This window comes from Streptomyces sp. NPDC003247 (assembly GCF_042888135.1).
GTDB lineage: Bacteria > Actinomycetota > Actinomycetes > Streptomycetales > Streptomycetaceae > Streptomyces.
The window spans coordinates 231,643-247,264 of the sequence record NZ_JBIAPF010000004.1 but is presented as its reverse complement, the minus strand read 5'-3'; the positions used below and the strand labels follow the sequence as shown (position 1 = coordinate 247,264).

The following is a 15,622-nucleotide window of genomic DNA, read 5'->3' as shown; positions in this document are numbered from 1 at the left end:
GTCCGGCCGGGGCCGGAGCGGGTGGAGCGGGTGGATCGGGTGGAGCCGGGGAGCAGCCGGCTCGGCCCGCCGCCGGCCCGCAGACGGGTCAGGGGAGTACGACGGCCCGGTCGACGGAGACGTGGGTGCCGACGGAGCCGAAGCGTGCCCCGCTCTTGTCGCTCCACTCGGTGGGTTCGCCGAGCACGGTGACCCTCAGCAGATGGTCGCCCGGGGGAAGGACCGGGCTGACGTAGAGGTACCCGTCGTCGGGGACCCTGCTGTGGAAGGTGACGTAGAGGGAGGAGAGCACCGTTCCGCCGGCGTCGGCCAGCTCCACCCGCGCGTAGGAGCCGTCGGGCCGTGACGAGCCCACGAGGACGATGCGCGTGCCGGTGAAGGGGATCTCCACGCTGTCGCCCGCGGTGGCCGAGGAGAAGCCGATGGCCGTCTCCTTGCCGGTGTACTCGCCCGGACGGCCGGTGAGCGGGTCCCAGGCGCCCTGGTACCGGTCGATGGAGAGGGTGTCGCCGTGGATCCGGAGCGGCTGCCACACGTAGGTGGCGGCGGACGCCTGGTGCGGGAAGGACCAGCGGTCGCCCATGGAGACCGGGAGGTCCCCGTCGGCGGTGGGCAGGGTGAAGGCGTAGGTGCACTGCGAGTTGCAGGTCAGGCTGCCGTCGGGGGCGAAGAAGCCGCGGTAGGTCCACGGTCCCTCGACGGCCGGGGCCCATCGGTCCGTCGGGCTGCACCGGCAGGGCCATCCGCTCGAAGCGCCAGTCGATCAGGTCGGCGGAGGAGTAACAGCTGAAGCCGGCGAACTGGTTGAGGTCATCGGTCTTGTACTCGCCGAACAGGTACCAGCGCCCGTTCCGGCGCAGCAGACAGGCGCCGTGGGCGTTCACCGTCTGTCCACGGTCGTCGAACCACGGGACTCCGCTCGTCACCGGTGTGTCGTTCATACGTCCCCTTGCTCACTGCGGGGGACCGCCCTCGGGCAGTGCGGTCCGGTCGTGGTCGTCCACGGGTTCCGTCGGCCCTCTTGCCGGACGGGAGGCCATCCGATCGCCGGACGGGAGGCGGTCCGACTCCTCTCAGGCGTCGCCGAGACGCTCGAACCGCGGGATGCGCGCGAGGGCGCACGGTACGTCGATGCGTGCGGGTCCGTCGAAGACCGCGCCGTCGTCCGCCCGCCAACGGCCCGCCGGGAGGACGACGCTCCGCGTGGTCGCGCCCTGTTCCGTCACCGGGGCGACGATCAGGTCCGGACCGAGGAAGAACTGGTCGGTGACGTCGTCCGCCCCGCTCGCGTGGTACGCCATGGGCCGCAGGACCGGCTCGCCGGTGCGCGCCGCCTCGTCCACCAGCTCCAGCAGACGCGGCAGCGGCGCCGCACGGACGGCGAGTGCCTCACGGACCGCGGCGAGGGGGACCTCGTCCAGGACACGGGAAGGTGCCACGGAGAACTGCATCATGGGACTGAGGGCGGCGACCTGCGCGTAGCGGACGAAGAACTCCTGGTCCGTGGAGTCGCCCTGGGCGTTCATGGCCTTGATCTCACCGCCGCCGATCATGTCGGGGCAGATGAACGGGTAGCCGGTCATGCTCTGGGCGAGCATCTCGGGCAGCAGGGACTGGATGCCTGCCGGACCCCACAGCGGGCCCTTGTCCTGAAGCCGCTGCCCGAGCGGCCGGCCGCCCATGCGCCAGCTGGCCCGGTACTCGTTGAAGGGGTATCCCAGACCCACCCGCGACCAGGCCTCGCACAGGTCGACCGGCTCGGCGGGCCGGAACGTCAGGTCGTCGGCGCGGTAGTCGCGCACGTCGCCGCCGTCTTGAACCCGTCCACGCCCGTCTCGTCACGCAGGGCGTCCAGGTGGCGGGTCAGCCAGGCGATCGCGTCAGGGTTGGTCAGGTCCAGCAGCGCGCTCAGCCCGTTCCACCATCGGCGCACCGCCGTGTCGCCGAAGCGGTCGCGGACGAGCAGGCCCCGGCCCTCCAGTTCGCGGAAGGCCGCGGAGTCGGGGCTGACGAAGGGAACGACCCAGAGCATGACCGTGAAGCCCCACGCATGGAGCTGCCGGATCATCGCCGCCGGGTCGGGGAACCGGCCCCGGTCGAACCACCAGGAGCCGTAGTCGGGCGACCAGCAGTCGTCGATCATCAGTACGCCGGGAGGCATCCCCGCCTCCACGATGCCGGCGGCGAACTCGAGCACCGACTGCTGCGTGGGCGTGTAGGGGGACTCGATCCAGGTGTTGTACTGCGGGGCCTCGAACAGCTGCCGTGCCGGTGCCCGCCCCGACGGCGGGAAGAACCGGCGTGAGGCGGTCAGACAGGCCTCCCGCAGCGTCGACCCGCCCCGGCACACCAGCACCTGCCGGCCGGATATCCGCAACGTGCCCTCCCCGAAGGAGCGGGCGAAGGGCCTGTCCGACCACACCACCCGGCCCCGGGTCGACACCAGCAACGGACTGCTCTGGTTGGACGGTGCCGCCGCACCGTCGGCCCCCGACACCGTGCCGCCCAGGTCACGGGCGAAGGGCCGGTCGCCGAACGGCATCAGCAGGCCGTCGGACACGGCCCCGCCCGGACGCCGGGCACCTGTCCGTGCCGTCCACCGGCCTCCGCCGCCCGAACGCCGACGGCGCACCACCGCCGACACGTCACTCACCCCCGGCATGCCGGTGAGCCGGCCCCGGACGTAACCTGCGGCCCATGAGCGACGACACCCCTGACACCCCCACCACCCCGCGCGAAGCCCTCGACCTGCTCCTGGCCGGCAACCGGCGCTTCACCGGCGGCACGCCCCGGCACCCCAACCAGGACGCCGGCCGCCGCGCCGACACGGCGTCCGCCCAGCACCCGCACGCCGTACTGCTCGGATGCTCCGACTCCCGTCTGGCCGCCGAGATCATCTTCGACCAAGGACTGGGAGACCTGTTCGTCGTACGCACCGCGGGGCACACGGTCGGACCGGAGATCCTCGGCAGCATCGAGTACGGAGTGAGCGTGCTGGGCTGTCCCCTGGTCGTCGTCCTCGGCCATGACGCCTGCGGGGCCGTCGCGGCCACCCGCGCGGCCGTGGAGAACGGAACGACCGCCCACGGGTACGTGCGGGACGTGATCGAGCGGGTGACCCCCAGTGTGCTGGCCGCTCAGGCCGCCGGAGTGAGCGAGGACGACGGCTTCATCGCCACGCACGTCCGCAACACCGTCGACCTCGTCATGGACCGCTCCCGGGACCTGGCCGAGCAGGTCGCCTCCGGACGCACGGCAGTCGTCGGCCTGACCTATCGCCTGGCCGAGGGCAGCGTACGGCCGGTCGTCTCGCACGGTCTGGATCTCCCACTGGACCCCGCCACGGGCCCCGGCACCACCTCGGCCTCGAACAGCCGATGACCTCACCGCCTCCGCCCGCCGGAGCCGACCTGACCGTCGACGGCACCGGCCTGCTCTGCGTCACCCTCCTGCTCCGCCTCCGCAAGCGGATCGACGGCGCGCCGCCGGGCAGCGTGGTCCACGTCATCGCCACCGACCCCGCCGCACCGCTCGACCTCCCCGCCTGGTGCCACATGACCGGCCACACCTACCTCGGCCCCGTCCCCGGCGAGCGCCCGGTGTACGCCCTCGAGCTCACCGCCGGCGCCCGCCCCACCCACCCGGACGCGCCCTGGCACCCACTCCGGCAGGACTCGGAGACGCCTCGGGAGCGGTGAGGTGTCCGGCCCCGTCGGCGGCGGTGTCGACGCACCCGTCCCACGGCAGGCGGAACCGCACCGGGCGGCCGGCCGTCAGGGCGTGCGGAAGCCTCGGAAGGTCACCTGTCTGCGGGTCCTGAAGCCGAGGCGCTCGTACAGCGCGATCGCGCCGGTGTTCGTCTCGGCCACATGCAGGAAGGGACGTTCGCCGCGCGCCACGATGCGTGCGGCGAGCGCGCCCACCAGACGGGCGGCGTGGCCTCGCCCACGTGCCTCGGGAGCGGTGCAGACGGCGCTGATCTCGGTCCAGCCCGGGGGCCGGAGGCGCTCGCCCGCCATCGCCACCAGGGTGCCCTCGATCCGGACCCCGAGGTAGGTGCCGAGTTCGTGGGTGCGCGGCCGGAACGGCCCCGGCTCGGCCCGCGCGACGAGGTCGAGCATCTCGGGCACGCTCTCCGCGCCCAGTTCGAGCACGCCGGTGTCGGGTTCGACACGAGAACGGTCGGGCACGCCACCGCCGGGCCAGATCATCTGACGGCCCTCAAGGCTGAAGACCGGCTCCCAGCCGGGCGGCGGGACGGCCGGCGAGCCGAACATGTCGGCGAAGGCGCCCGGACCGAGCAACGCGGCCAGGTCGGACCAGTCCGCCGCGTCCGGCGCGGTGGACACGGAGGAGAAGGTCGCCACTTCCGTGAGGTAGGTGGCGGCCCGGCCGAGCCGCCGGGCGAGATGTGCGTGCCGACCGCCGAGTGACTGGCCCACCGGGTCGTCCAGTGCCAAGGCGTCATCGTTCACCATCGTGCTGTTCCTTTACCTGATGGGCGAGGAAGCCGCGCCCCGCACGACGGACGCAGCGCGCGCGAAAGGCTGGTGCCGCGTCCGAGGACACGCCACCAGCCCGTCCGGCGAGCCGGCTGTCACCTCACACACTCCTACGGTTCCCGGCGGCCGCAAGGCCTGCTGATGACCGGTGCGTGAGCTGACCATACGGCCTGTTCCCGGCCGGCGGTTCAAGCGACCGCGATCAGCGCGAACCCGCACGTCTGCGGCGTTGATCCCAGGCCGGTCACCGCAGAAGCCGCGGCGGCCGTGTCGGCCAGGAGTGCGACGCAGGGTGTCGCGGGTCGCTCCGGCGTCGCACTCCCGGTTCGCATCCGTCAGCCATCAGCACCCGTGGCGCCGATGCCGCTGCCGATCGCCAGCGTTCCGCTCAGGGTCCTCCCGTTGGTGACATTGGCCATGGCGACCGTGTAGCTGCCGTCGGTGAGTTCGTCCGCCGTCGTGAAGACCACGGACTTCGAGTTCTCGGCCCACTCGAAGTACGAGATGTCCAGCGGCGATCCGTCCTTCACGATCGAGAACGATGCGGCTGCGGCGTCCAGGGGCCGGTCGAACGTCGCGGTGAGCTCGTTCGCGCCGGTCTGTGCGACCGTCATCGTGGGGTGGCTGCCTGGGTCGGTCGCCGGGATCTTGATCCACAGGGCGGGACGTACGCCGCCGAGCGGGTTGGTCACGAGGCGCCCGTACGAGGCGACGAAACCCGCGGAGTTGGCGAAGGCGGCGTAGCGCTGGTCGACGCCGGGCGTTCGGAGCCACCACCAGTCCGAAGCCTTGGGGTTCAGGGCGCTGACCAGCGCCTGATCGGTGCCGATGTAGGTCTCGTATTCCCGCTGCGACAGCACGAAGACATTGTCCGTAGTGTCGCTTCCGGCCAGCGTCTTGTAGTCGGTGTTCGGCGTGTTGCCGATCCTTGTGCTGATGATCTCCGACTGGTCGTCGGCGCTGAAGGTGTCGTAGAACGTTCCGTTCAGGTAGGAACGGAGTTCGCTGTTCTCCCAGGTGGTGTAGAGCGCCTGGCCCGTGGTCGGGTTGTACGCGCTGTTGTACGCGGCGCCGGTGAGGTCGTCCTTGGCGACGATCAGCTGACGGTCGTCCTTCTGGGCGAGCACGATCCACTCCCGTCCGCCGAAGGTGACGACGGCGTTGTCGCCGTCGTCGAAGTCGGAGCTGACCGCCGGCGCGGCGGGGTCGCTCAGCGAGACCGTGTTGACCGCAGTGTCGTAGCTCGTGTCGAGACCGATCGTCCTGGCTGTGAACAGGAGCGGAACGAACAGTTCACCGTCGACCACTTGCGCGGAGGCGTCCATCTTGACGTCTGTGTGCACGACGACCGCACGGTCGCTTCCCGCGGTGAGCTGGAGCGTCGTTTCGGCGTTCGTGGCGGTCAGTGTCCGCGACGCCTCGTCGTACTCCGTCGTCAGGCCGAGCGAGTTCAGCACGGTCGACGGGACCAGGACCTCGCCGTCCCGCACGATCGCGGGGCGGTCGAGGGTGATGGGCGCGCCGTTGTGGATGACGGCGGTCTTCCCGCCTTCGGCGATCGCCGCGATTTTCGCCTCGACCCTGGCGACGGCGTCCACGTACGCCTGCGTGCCGGGGTAGTACGCCGGGCTGAGCATCTCGTCGTACACCGCGAGCGCCTGTTCGAGATCCGCCGTGGTCGGCACGCCGGACTGCTCGTTCGCGCCGGTCTCGTAGAGCTCGGCGAGCTTCTCTAGCGCTTCCTGCATCTTGCGGATGGTGCCGTGGTCGGCGATGTCCTCGGCCCGGGTGAAGTACTTCAGCGCCATCGACACCTTCGTCTCGCCCGGCGGGACGGGCAGGTCCGGACCGGTGCCGCTCTCGTTGAGGTACCAGAAACCCAGATAGGCGTTGGCGGTGGCGTCGTTCTTCAGGTAGTCCACGGAGTCGTAGCCGGTTGCGGCCTTCTCCATGTACGCGAGTGCCTCCTCGCCGGCGGTCTTCCCGCTGTCGGGAGCGATACGACCGAACCAGTAGAGCTCGGCCACATACCGCCAGCCCTTGAAGTCGCCCTCCGCCTTCGCGGCTGCCAGGTAGTACGGCAGCGATGCCCTGTAGTCGATCATGTCGGGGTAGACGGCCTTCATCTCGTCGTTCGCGTACGACTCGGCGAGGGCGTGGTAGATGTCGGACTGCGCGGTGCCACTGTTGTCGAGGCTGTTCAGGTCGGCCAGGTGCGCATGGACCGCCATGAGCCCGAAGCGGCGGATGACGGACCACCCCGGCTCGCCCTCGATGTTGTTGCCCATGGTCGCGCCGTAGTACGGCGTGTAGATGTTGGATTCGTCGTCCCGCACGAATCCGCCGCGCTCGTAGTAGGTGTAGTTGACGATCGCGTCCATGGCGCCGATGTCGCCGAGCTTCGCCGACCGGTACCAGTACGTCATGGCCTTCAGGTTGTTCCGGGCCGTGGTGGAGCTCAGGAACTTCCCGTCCTTGTCCGGGTCGCCGGAGGTGGTCGTCGTCCACAGGAGGTTGCCCCGCTGGAACAGATCGGTCGCCTTCTCGTCCGCCTTGAAGTAGACCGAGAGGGTCGTCGAGTCGTCGCCGGCGACGGTCGCCGACTCGACGGTGGTGTGTCTCTTGTCCAGCGCGTAGCCGTGCGGGGCGTCGAGGTCGTCGCCGGTGAGCTGGATCTTCCTGCCCACCGTGCCGGTGCGCGTCTCGCTGGTGATGGCCTTCGCCGGGTACTGTCCGGACTTGGTGCCTTTGAACCACTGGATCGTGTACGTGGCTTTCGGGGCATCCGCAGCGGATGCCTGCACGCTGGTCAGCATCACGGCCGCGGCCAGCGCGAGCGTGGTGAACATGGCCGGGCACGTTCGTATGCTTCGTCCGGTTCGAGCCATTCCATTGGTTCTGCGCATTTCTTGCCTCTCGGGTGAGCGGAAAGCGGCGGGCCGGCTTCATCCGCGGTGGAGCTTTCCGGTGCGGGCGCTCGCCTCCATGACCGCGTGACGCTTGGTGCGGTCGTGTCGGGGATGGCGGAAGGCGCGTGCTGCACACGGGTCACCGAGGATCCGGCTGACCGGCCGCCGCTTGGAATGTGTTACATCGTGAGCTATCGGTGCCCAACGTGAACCATCGCTTGCGGGGGGAGAAGAGAGCGTTGTGCACGCTTAGATTGCGGACGGCGAATGAGTCTCAACGAGCCGACGCGGCCGCTGTGAGAGGTGTTTCACCCTGCTTCGGCGCAGATGATCCCGTCTTGAAACGATCGTCGGCGATCGATGGCGGAGCCTGTGAGGCTCGTGTGCGGGCGTCGGCCTCGGCCGGTGCGGGGAGCGGCGGGCTGCGCCTCCGCGTGGTGGGGACGGTTGCGCGAGATTGGGTGCGGCAAGAGGCTGGACATTACGTTGACCTATCACTAACGATCGTTATCGACCGCAAGGGTCGCGTCGCCGACTGATGGGCCGAGCAGAGCCGTCTCAGAAGTCGATCTTCGCTTGTCCTCGAGCGAGTCAGTCACGGACCTGTCGTGAGAGGAAAGCTATGGTTGCGCCGCCGTGCTCGAGGAAGGTTCGTCGGCACTCTGGACAGGCCTCGTCCCGGGTCGTCACTGTTTGCGGCGTCCCGGCCACCTCCCTTGCACCATCCGCATCTTCCGCCCTCCGCGGGGCCAGGGGGCCGCCGCCGCATCGGCCGCCCGCGCACCGTCGACCGAGCCGCTCCGCACCCATGGTCACCGCGGGCGATGACATCTCGAATGCCCTCACTTTCAGACACCGCCGTCTTCGAGAGGTACGAAATGATCCGGAACAGACGAGTTCTCACCGTGGCCGCCGCCGGCTGCTGCGCCGCGCTTCTGCTCGCGGCATGCTCGTCCGAGAACGACACGGGCGGCGCCGCGGGCGGCGCGCAGTCTTCCGGAAAGCCCGTCCAGGGCGGCACTCTTCGTGCCATCGAGATCAGCGAGCCGCGCAACCTCGACCCGGCCCTCCTCCAGAACTCCCTTCAGGGAACGGCGTTTCTGGGCAACGCGCTGTACGGCAACCTGATGGTCACCCAGGAGAAGACCGGCGCCCTCGAGTACCGGATGGCCACCGATTTCTCCAGCGCGGACGGCGGCGGCACGTACACGCTGACGTTGAAGGCCGGGCTGACGTTCTCCGACGGCTCCGCGCTGGACGCGGCCGCGGTGAAGTACAACTGGGACCGCCTGCGGGACGCGAAGCTGGGCTCGGACTCGCTGCCGTACGCGTCGGTGGTGAAGTCCACCACCGTCGTCGACGCGACCACCCTGAAGGTCACGCTGACCCGGCCGACCGCCCTGTACGGCGAGCAGGTCGCCGGCACCGCGATGAACTGGATAGCCTCGCCCGCCGCGTTGAAGAAGGGCGAGAGCTCCTTCGACAAGGCGCCGATCGGCGCCGGCCCCTTCACCCTGAAGACGTGGACCCGTGGCGGCGCCATCTCCCTGGTCAAGAACACCACGTACTACGACGCCCCGAAGCCCTACCTGGACGGCATCACGCTGACCACGTCGGCCGACCCGCAGCAGCGCGTCAACACGCTGTCGAGCGGCGGCGCCGACCTCGGTGTCGAGGTCGACTGGAAAGCCGTGGCCAAGGCGAAGGCGGCCGGTCTGACGGCCGAGTCGGTCCCCTCGGGCGGCGGCCGCTTCCTGACCCTGAACGCCTCGCAGGCGCCCTTCGACAACCTGAAGGCCCGCCAGGCGGTCAGCGAGGCGATCGACGTCGACGCGCTGAACGCGGCGGTGTACGACGGCAAGGCGGTCGTCGCGGACAACCTCTTCCCCAAGGAGAGCCCGTACTACAACGACGTCGCCCTGCACACCTACGACAAGGCCGGCGCGCAGAAGCTCTTCGACGAGCTGGCCGCCGAGGGCAAGCCGGTCTCCTTCACCTTCACCGCGTTCCCGACCGACAAGGCCCTGGCCGAGGCGGTGCAGTCCCAGCTCAGCGCGTACAAGAACGTCACCGTCGAGATCGACACCGTCGACTGGTCGGAGTCCGGCAAGGTCTACGGCCAGAAGCAGTACGACATGCTGACCTCCACCGCGTTCTTCCTCGACCCCGAGCCGGCCCTGTCCTCGGCCTTCTCCAGCAAGTCACCGCGCAACGCCACGCTCCTCGCCGACGACCAGCTGGACGCCGCCCTCGCCAAGGGTGCCTCCGCCCCGTCCGACACGGAGCGCGCGGCCGCCTACAAGACGGTCTCCGAGCGGCTCGCGGCGCTCGACCCGGCCGTCTTCATCGCCCGCACGTCGCAGACCGCCCTCTCCAAGGGCGTCGGCGGCGTGGTGCTCGACGGGTCCGGCTCCCCGCTTCCCGCTGAACTGTGGCTCGACAAGTGAGCGAGGAACGATGAGCGCATTGCCCTCACCGGGAAGCTCCGTCCCGGGCGGCACCTTCCGTGCCGCCTTCCGGGCGCCCCGGCACACCCACCGAGCGACCGGGACCGCAGGCTTCCCCGACGCGGGCAGGCCGACATGGTGAAGCGAAGCCGGACGGCACTGTCCATCGTGCGGAAGCTGGGCCGAGGCGTCCTCGTGATGCTCCTGGTCACCTTCGCGCTCGTCCTCCTGATGGCGAGCGCCCCCGGCTCGGTCGCCGAGGTGATCCTCGGCCAGAACGCCACCGACGAGAACGTGGCCGCGCTCGACCAGCAGCTCGGCCTCGACCGGCCGGTCCTGGAGCAGTACGCCGAGTGGCTGGGCCATGCCGTGCGGGGCGACCTCGGCACCTCACCGCTGACCAACCAGTCGGTGGGCAGCGCCATCGCCGAACGCCTCCCGGTCACCCTCGAAGTCGCCACGCTGTCCATCCTGATCTCACTGTCGCTCGCGGTGGTCTTCGCGGTGCTGTGCGCCTCCTGGCCGGGCAGCCCGCTCGACCGCGCGCTCACCGCGGCGTCGTCGGTGCTCCTGTCGGTGCCGGCGTTCATCGCCGGTCCCGTGCTGATCTACTTCCTGTCCGTGCAGTTCGGCTGGTTCCCCGTCATGGGCTGGACACCGGTCGGCGACGACTTCGGCGCGAACCTCCGGAGCGCGATCATGCCGGCGGTGTCCATCGCGCTGGTCGAGGTCGCCGCCTTCCACCGGCTGCTGCGCAGCGACCTGATGAGCACCTTGGGCGAGGACTTCGTCAGCGCCGCGAGGGCCCGCGGCATGAGCAGGGCGTACGTCATGTTCCGGCACGCGTTCCGGCCCTCGTCGCTGTCACTGGTCACGATGACCGGACTGAGCATCGGCCGGCTCGTCGGCGCGACCGCGGTGGCCGAGACGCTGTTCTCGCTGCCCGGCCTCGGACAGCTCCTGGTCACCTCGATCGGTACCCGAGACGTCATCATGGTCCAGGGCATGGTCGCCTTCACCGGCATCGTCTGCGTCGCGGCCAACACACTGGCCGACATCAGCTACAGCGTGGTCGACCCCAGGGTGAGGCGGGTGGGCACGGCATGACCACCACCGAAACCCCGTCCATGGAAGAGGGGACGACGGCCGACGTCACCGGGGGCCCCGTGGTCCTGCCGAACGTGACGCCGCTGGTACGGCGCAAGGGGCTGCTGGTCCGGCTCAGCGAAGGGTGGATCGTCCTGATCATCGGACTCGCCGTCCTGGCCCCCCTGCTCCCGCTCGCGGACTACGCGATCCCGATCGGATCGCCGCACGCGGCACCCGACTTCGGCTCCTTCTCGACCTTCCTCGGGACCGACAGCCTCGGCCGCTCGATGGTCTCGCGGCTCATCCACGGCGCCAGGGTCTCCCTGGTCGTCGGCGCCGCGGCGACTCTCATCGCCTTCGCCGTCGGGACCGTACTCGGCCTGCTCGCAGGCTACTTCGGCAAGTGGTTCGACAGCGGCGTGGTGCTGATCTCCGACGTCATGCTGGCCTTCCCCGGCCTGGTGCTGCTGCTCGCCCTCGCCTCGATCTTCGGCCCCAGTGTGAAGACGCTGATCATCGGCATGGGCGTGATGGGCATCCCGCAGTTCGTCCGGCTCGCCCGCGCCCACACCCTGGCCTGGTCCTCCCGCGAGTTCGTCCGGGCGGCGAAGGGCCTCGGGGCGGGTCCGTTCCGGCTCCTGTCCAAGGAGATCCTGCCGAACGTCCTGCCCCCGCTCGTCGCCTACCTGCCGATCGTGCTCAGCCATGTCGTCGTGGCGGAAGGCTCACTCAGCTTCCTCGGACTGGGCATCCCGCCGCCGCGCCCGTCCTGGGGCGGAATGATCAACGCGGCCAAGGACAACATCGCCGACCAGCCCCTGCTGGTCTTCGTGCCCTCGATCGCGATCTTCTTCACCGTCTTCGCCCTGAACCAGATCGGCGACACCCTTCGTACCCGGTTCGACAAGACGATCGAGCACTGAGAGGAGGAACAGGAAGCCGTGAACACCGAACCACTGCTCCAAGTCACCAACCTCCGCGCGTACCTCGCCTCGCAGCGCGGCGTGGTCAAGGCCGTGGACGACGTCTCGTTCACCCTCGGCCACGGCGAGGCCATGGGCCTCGTCGGCGAGTCGGGCTCCGGTAAGTCCGTCATGTCCCGCGCCATCATGGGCCTGCTGCCCCGCCGTGCCGACCGCACGGGCTCCGTCCGCTTCCGAGGGCGGGAACTCATCGGCCTTTCCCGCAAAGAGATGAGCGAGATCTGGGGACCCCAGATCTCCATGGTGTTCCAGGACCCGAGCCGTTCGCTCAACCCGGTCGTGACCGTGGAACGCCAGCTCACCGAGGGCATGCGCAAACACCTCGGCCTCGGCAGGTCCCAGGCGCGCACCCGGGCGGCGGAACTGCTCGCCGAGGTCGGCGTCTCCGACCCGGAACGCCGGCTGCGCAACTACCCGCACGAGATGTCGGGAGGCATGTGCCAGCGTGTGATGATCGCCGTGGCGCTCGCCTGCGAACCCGGGCTGCTGATCGCCGACGAGCCGACCACCGCACTCGACGTGACGATCCAGCGGCAGATCCTCGACCTGCTCCGTCGCGTGCAGCGGGAGCGGAACATGTCGATGATCCTGATCAGCCACAACCTGCCGCTGGTCGCCGGCCGTACCGACCGCGTCTCGGTCATGTACGCCGGCCGCCTGGCCGAGACCGGCTCGACCCGCCAGGTCTTCGACGCCCCCCGCCACCGCTACACCCACGCGCTGCTCGCGGCCACGCCGACCATCGCGCACCGGCGGCACAGCCTGTTCCAGCTCATCCCGGGCACCCTGCCCAACCCCGTCCAGCCGCCGTCCGGCTGCCGGTTCGCGGCCCGCTGCGGCCACGCCTCCGGCCCGTGCCACGAACCGGGCCCGGCCATGACCATGATCGCGGAAGGACATCACGTGGCCTGCGCCAACCCCGTGGCAGTCCCACCGGCCGCCACTGCCACCGCCACCGCCGGTACGCCGGGAGGTGACGCCGGTGGCCGGTAGCGGAACCGCTCACCTGCGCGGTGACGAGGCGCTGCTCAGCGTCCGGAACCTGGTCGTCGAGCACCGGACCCGGGGCGGCACGGTCCAGGCCGTCTCCGACGTCAGCTTCGACGTCCTGCCCGGCGAGACGCTGGGCATCGTCGGCGAGTCCGGATGCGGCAAGTCGAGCATGGGCCGGGCGGTCCTGAAGCTCGGCACCCTCACCTCCGGTGAGATCAGCTGCGCCGGCGAACGCGTCGACCGAGCCGACGAGAAGACGATGCGGTCGCTGCGCCGCGACATGCAGATGATCTTCCAGAACTCGGTCGGGTCGCTCAACCCCCGCCGACACGTCAAGGAGATCGTCGGCGAGGGTCTGGCGATCACCGGTGTGTCCAAGGCCGAGCGTGACCAGGCCGCCACCGACATTCTCACCGAGGTCGGCCTGCCCCCCGAGCGGTTCTCCGACCTGCTGCCCCGGCAGCTCTCCGGCGGACAGGCCCAACGCGTCTCCATCGCCCGCGCCCTGGCCCTCAAGCCGAAGCTGCTGATCTGCGACGAACCGGTCTCCGCCCTGGACGTCTCCGTCCAGGCCCAGATCCTCAACCTGCTGGAACGGCTCAAGCCCGAATTCGACCTGACGATCGTCTTCATCGCGCACGACCTGGCGGTGGTGCGCTCGGTCAGCGACCGCGTGATGGTCATGTACCTGGGCAAGGTGTGCGAGTCCGGCGACTCGGTCGAGGTCTACGACCACCCTGCCCACCCCTACACCCGGGCGTTGCTGGAGTCGGTGCCGCTGCCCGACCCCGACCAGCCCTTCGCCGGCTCCCCGCTCGAAGGAGACGTCCCCTCCCCGCTGTCACCGCCCAGCGGCTGCCGCTTCCGCGGCAGATGCCCCTCCGCCCAGGACCTCTGCGCGCAGGAGGAACCGGAGATCCGCGAAGTGCGCCCCGACCGGTTCGCGGCCTGCCACTTCCCGCTCACCGCGCCGGACCCGGCGCCTGACCAGCACACCCGTGACACCACCGCCCACGGGCGTGAACACCAGGACTGGAACCATGAGAAGACCGGGCGAGCACCCGAAGACACCTGAGCCCGGGGACATCGAGGCCGGCGACCGCGACACCACCGCGGGCGCCCGCCCCCGTGCCGGCGAGACCCCGGCGGACGCCCCGCCGGGGGGCCCGCGGGACTCCGTGCCGGCGGGAACGCCCGGCGCGGTCCGCGGACCGGAGGCCACGCCCCCGCCCGGCCGGACCCGGACGTTCGCGGCGCTGCGCGCCAGGCCCTTCCGCCGGTTCTTCACCGGCCAGGCGATCAGCCTCCCCGGCACCTGGATGCAGTCCATCGGGCAGGGCTGGCTGATCGTCGAACTGACCCACTCGGGCACCGCGCTCGGCTTGCTCACCGCGCTGCAGTTCCTGCCCGGACTGCTGCTAGCGCCGTGGGCCGGGCTGCTGGCGGACCGGTTCCCCAAGCGGAACCTCATGCTGATCACCCAGTCGGCCATGGCCGGTTCGGCCCTGACGCTCGGCCTCCTGACCGTCACCCACCACGTCGGGATCCCGGCGATCCTGGTGTGCGCCTCGGTCCTCGGTGTGTCGCAGGCCGTCGACAACCCGGTCCGCCAGGCCTACCTGGTCGAGCTGACCGGACCGAAGCTGATCCGCAACGCGGTCTCCCTGAACGGTGTCCTCATCAACGCAGCCCGCGCGGTCGGCCCGGCCGTCGCCGGTGTCCTGATCGTCGCCGTGGGGACCGGATGGTGCTTCCTGCTGAACGCCCTGTCCTTCACCGGGATCATCCTCGCCCTCAGGACGCTGCCGCGCGGAACGGTTCGCAGCGACAAGAGCCCGCCGCTGCGCGAACTGCGCGAGGGGTTCGGCTACGTCCGCTCCCACCGTGAGCTGCTCCGGCCGCTCCTGGTGGTGTTCCTGGTCGGCACCTTCGCCGCGGAGTTCCCCATCACCCTCCCCCTGCTGGCCAGGACCACCTTCGGCGGCGACGGCGGCACCTACGGCTGGATGACGTCCGCCATGGGTGTGGGCGCGGTCACCAGCGGGTTCTTCATCGCCCGCCGCGACAGCACCGGCCACGTCCCGATCGCCTGGGCCTCCGCTCTGTACGGCGGTGCGATCACGACCCTGGCGCTGAGCCCGGTCCTCCCCGTGGCCCTGGTCGCGCTGTTCTTCGTGGGCGTGGGCAGCTCCGCCTTCATGGCGATCAGCAACGCGACCCTCCAGACGACGAGCGAGTCCCGCTACCGCGGCCGGGTGATGGCCCTGTGGTCCGTCGGCTTCGCCGGCAGCACCCCCATCGGCGGCCCCGTCGTCGGCGCCGTCGGGGAACATCTCTCGCCCCGGTGGGCGCTCGGCGTCGGCGCCCTCGCGTGCGCGGCGTCGGCCGTGCTGCTGTTCAGCCTGAGCCCGCGGCGCCGGGACGCCGGGGAGCCGGCCGCGCCGGCCGCCGCCGGAGACGTCCGGCCGACCGAGTCAGGCGGCGTCCCGGGAACCCGCGGCCACTGACGTTCCGCCGGCCCCGGCAGCCCCGCGCGCCCTCCCCGTGCACCGCCCGATGCCCCGTCTCGGCGTGGAGGTGGGGGCACCGGGGGCACGGCTGGTACGGCGGCGGGGGCCGTCCCGCGAGGCGGTGCCGGACGAACCGCCGATGCCGGCATCGACGGGGGCGTCGCCCGGCCGTCGCGGCTCGTGTTCCCA

The 15,622-nt window shown here is 70.5% G+C and carries 13 protein-coding genes; 8 read left to right on the top strand and 5 right to left on the bottom strand.

Annotated features, from left to right (window positions below; genetic code table 11):
• Positions 1-88 precede the first annotated feature (88 nt).
• The 3 genes from ACFYWQ_RS14740 to ACFYWQ_RS14730 form a co-directional block, all read right to left on the bottom strand.
• Positions 89-583, bottom strand: a complete 495-nt coding sequence (locus tag ACFYWQ_RS14740) for a hypothetical protein (protein ID WP_389516353.1) — start codon at positions 581-583, stop codon at positions 89-91.
• Positions 584-1,073: 490 nt separating this feature from the next.
• Positions 1,074-1,802 (bottom strand): hypothetical protein, encoded by a 729-nt coding sequence (locus ACFYWQ_RS14735; RefSeq protein WP_389516351.1) that lies wholly within the window; start codon positions 1,800-1,802, stop codon positions 1,074-1,076.
• Positions 1,775-2,560 carry a TIM-barrel domain-containing protein gene (locus ACFYWQ_RS14730; protein ID WP_389516349.1) on the bottom strand — a complete coding sequence of 262 codons (786 nt, stop codon included), beginning with the start codon at positions 2,558-2,560 and terminating at the stop codon, positions 1,775-1,777. The genes ACFYWQ_RS14735 and ACFYWQ_RS14730 overlap by 28 nt, the downstream gene beginning before the upstream one ends.
• A 137-nt stretch (positions 2,561-2,697) precedes the next feature.
• Between ACFYWQ_RS14730 and ACFYWQ_RS14725 the strand changes: the two genes are divergently transcribed.
• Both ACFYWQ_RS14725 and ACFYWQ_RS14720 read left to right on the top strand, forming a co-directional pair.
• Positions 2,698-3,381, top strand: a complete 684-nt coding sequence (locus ACFYWQ_RS14725; protein WP_389516347.1) for a carbonic anhydrase — start codon at positions 2,698-2,700, stop codon at positions 3,379-3,381.
• Complete coding sequence (locus tag ACFYWQ_RS14720; RefSeq protein WP_389516345.1) at positions 3,378-3,698, top strand: sulfurtransferase TusA family protein; 321 nt, start codon at positions 3,378-3,380, stop codon at positions 3,696-3,698. Before ACFYWQ_RS14725 ends, ACFYWQ_RS14720 begins: the two co-directional genes overlap by 4 nt.
• A 75-nt stretch (positions 3,699-3,773) precedes the next feature.
• Here the strand turns inward: ACFYWQ_RS14720 and ACFYWQ_RS14715 are convergent, their stop codons facing one another.
• Together ACFYWQ_RS14715 and ACFYWQ_RS14710 are read right to left on the bottom strand one after the other, a co-directional pair.
• Entirely contained in the window at positions 3,774-4,478 is a 705-nt protein-coding gene (locus tag ACFYWQ_RS14715) for a GNAT family N-acetyltransferase (protein ID WP_389516344.1), read from the bottom strand.
• A 359-nt stretch (positions 4,479-4,837) separates the two neighbouring features.
• Positions 4,838-7,351, bottom strand: a complete 2,514-nt coding sequence (locus ACFYWQ_RS14710; RefSeq protein WP_389516342.1) for a DUF6273 domain-containing protein — start codon at positions 7,349-7,351, stop codon at positions 4,838-4,840.
• A 938-nt stretch (positions 7,352-8,289) separates the two neighbouring features.
• Between ACFYWQ_RS14710 and ACFYWQ_RS14705 the strand changes: the two genes are divergently transcribed.
• The 6 genes from ACFYWQ_RS14705 (at position 8,290) to ACFYWQ_RS14680 (ending at position 15,430) form a co-directional block, all read left to right on the top strand.
• Positions 8,290-9,858: an ABC transporter substrate-binding protein gene (locus ACFYWQ_RS14705; RefSeq protein ID WP_389516340.1), complete on the top strand. Its 1,569-nt coding sequence runs from the start codon at positions 8,290-8,292 to the stop codon at positions 9,856-9,858.
• Positions 9,859-9,993: 135 nt separating this feature from the next.
• On the top strand, positions 9,994-10,965 hold the full coding sequence (locus tag ACFYWQ_RS14700; protein ID WP_389516337.1) for an ABC transporter permease: 972 nt from the start codon (positions 9,994-9,996) through the stop codon (positions 10,963-10,965).
• Entirely contained in the window at positions 10,962-11,870 is a 909-nt protein-coding gene (locus tag ACFYWQ_RS14695) for an ABC transporter permease (RefSeq protein WP_389516334.1), read from the top strand. The genes ACFYWQ_RS14700 and ACFYWQ_RS14695 overlap by 4 nt, the downstream gene beginning before the upstream one ends.
• A gap of 18 nt (positions 11,871-11,888) precedes the next feature.
• Positions 11,889-12,923: an ABC transporter ATP-binding protein gene (locus ACFYWQ_RS14690; protein WP_389516332.1), complete on the top strand. Its 1,035-nt coding sequence runs from the start codon at positions 11,889-11,891 to the stop codon at positions 12,921-12,923.
• Positions 12,913-13,998: an ABC transporter ATP-binding protein gene (locus ACFYWQ_RS14685; protein WP_389516331.1), complete on the top strand. Its 1,086-nt coding sequence runs from the start codon at positions 12,913-12,915 to the stop codon at positions 13,996-13,998. Before ACFYWQ_RS14690 ends, ACFYWQ_RS14685 begins: the two co-directional genes overlap by 11 nt.
• On the top strand, positions 13,964-15,430 hold the full coding sequence (locus ACFYWQ_RS14680; RefSeq protein ID WP_389516329.1) for an MFS transporter: 1,467 nt from the start codon (positions 13,964-13,966) through the stop codon (positions 15,428-15,430). Before ACFYWQ_RS14685 ends, ACFYWQ_RS14680 begins: the two co-directional genes overlap by 35 nt.
• The last annotated feature ends 192 nt before the right edge of the window (positions 15,431-15,622 follow it).

Bases quoted from the DNA above. Each gene is read 5' to 3' on its own strand.
- ACFYWQ_RS14740 (WP_389516353.1), bottom strand. From the start codon at position 583: ATGGGCGACCGCTGGTCCTTCCCGCACCAGGCGTCCGCCGCCACCTAC.
- ACFYWQ_RS14725 (WP_389516347.1), top strand. From the start codon at position 2,698: ATGAGCGACGACACCCCTGACACCCCCACCACCCCGCGCGAAGCCCTC.
- ACFYWQ_RS14720 (WP_389516345.1), top strand. From the start codon at position 3,378: ATGACCTCACCGCCTCCGCCCGCCGGAGCCGACCTGACCGTCGACGGC.
- ACFYWQ_RS14715 (WP_389516344.1), bottom strand. From the start codon at position 4,478: ATGGTGAACGATGACGCCTTGGCACTGGACGACCCGGTGGGCCAGTCA.
- ACFYWQ_RS14710 (WP_389516342.1), bottom strand. From the start codon at position 7,351: ATGTTCACCACGCTCGCGCTGGCCGCGGCCGTGATGCTGACCAGCGTG.
- ACFYWQ_RS14705 (WP_389516340.1), top strand. From the start codon at position 8,290: ATGATCCGGAACAGACGAGTTCTCACCGTGGCCGCCGCCGGCTGCTGC.
- ACFYWQ_RS14700 (WP_389516337.1), top strand. From the start codon at position 9,994: ATGGTGAAGCGAAGCCGGACGGCACTGTCCATCGTGCGGAAGCTGGGC.
- ACFYWQ_RS14695 (WP_389516334.1), top strand. From the start codon at position 10,962: ATGACCACCACCGAAACCCCGTCCATGGAAGAGGGGACGACGGCCGAC.
- ACFYWQ_RS14680 (WP_389516329.1), top strand. From the start codon at position 13,964: ATGAGAAGACCGGGCGAGCACCCGAAGACACCTGAGCCCGGGGACATC.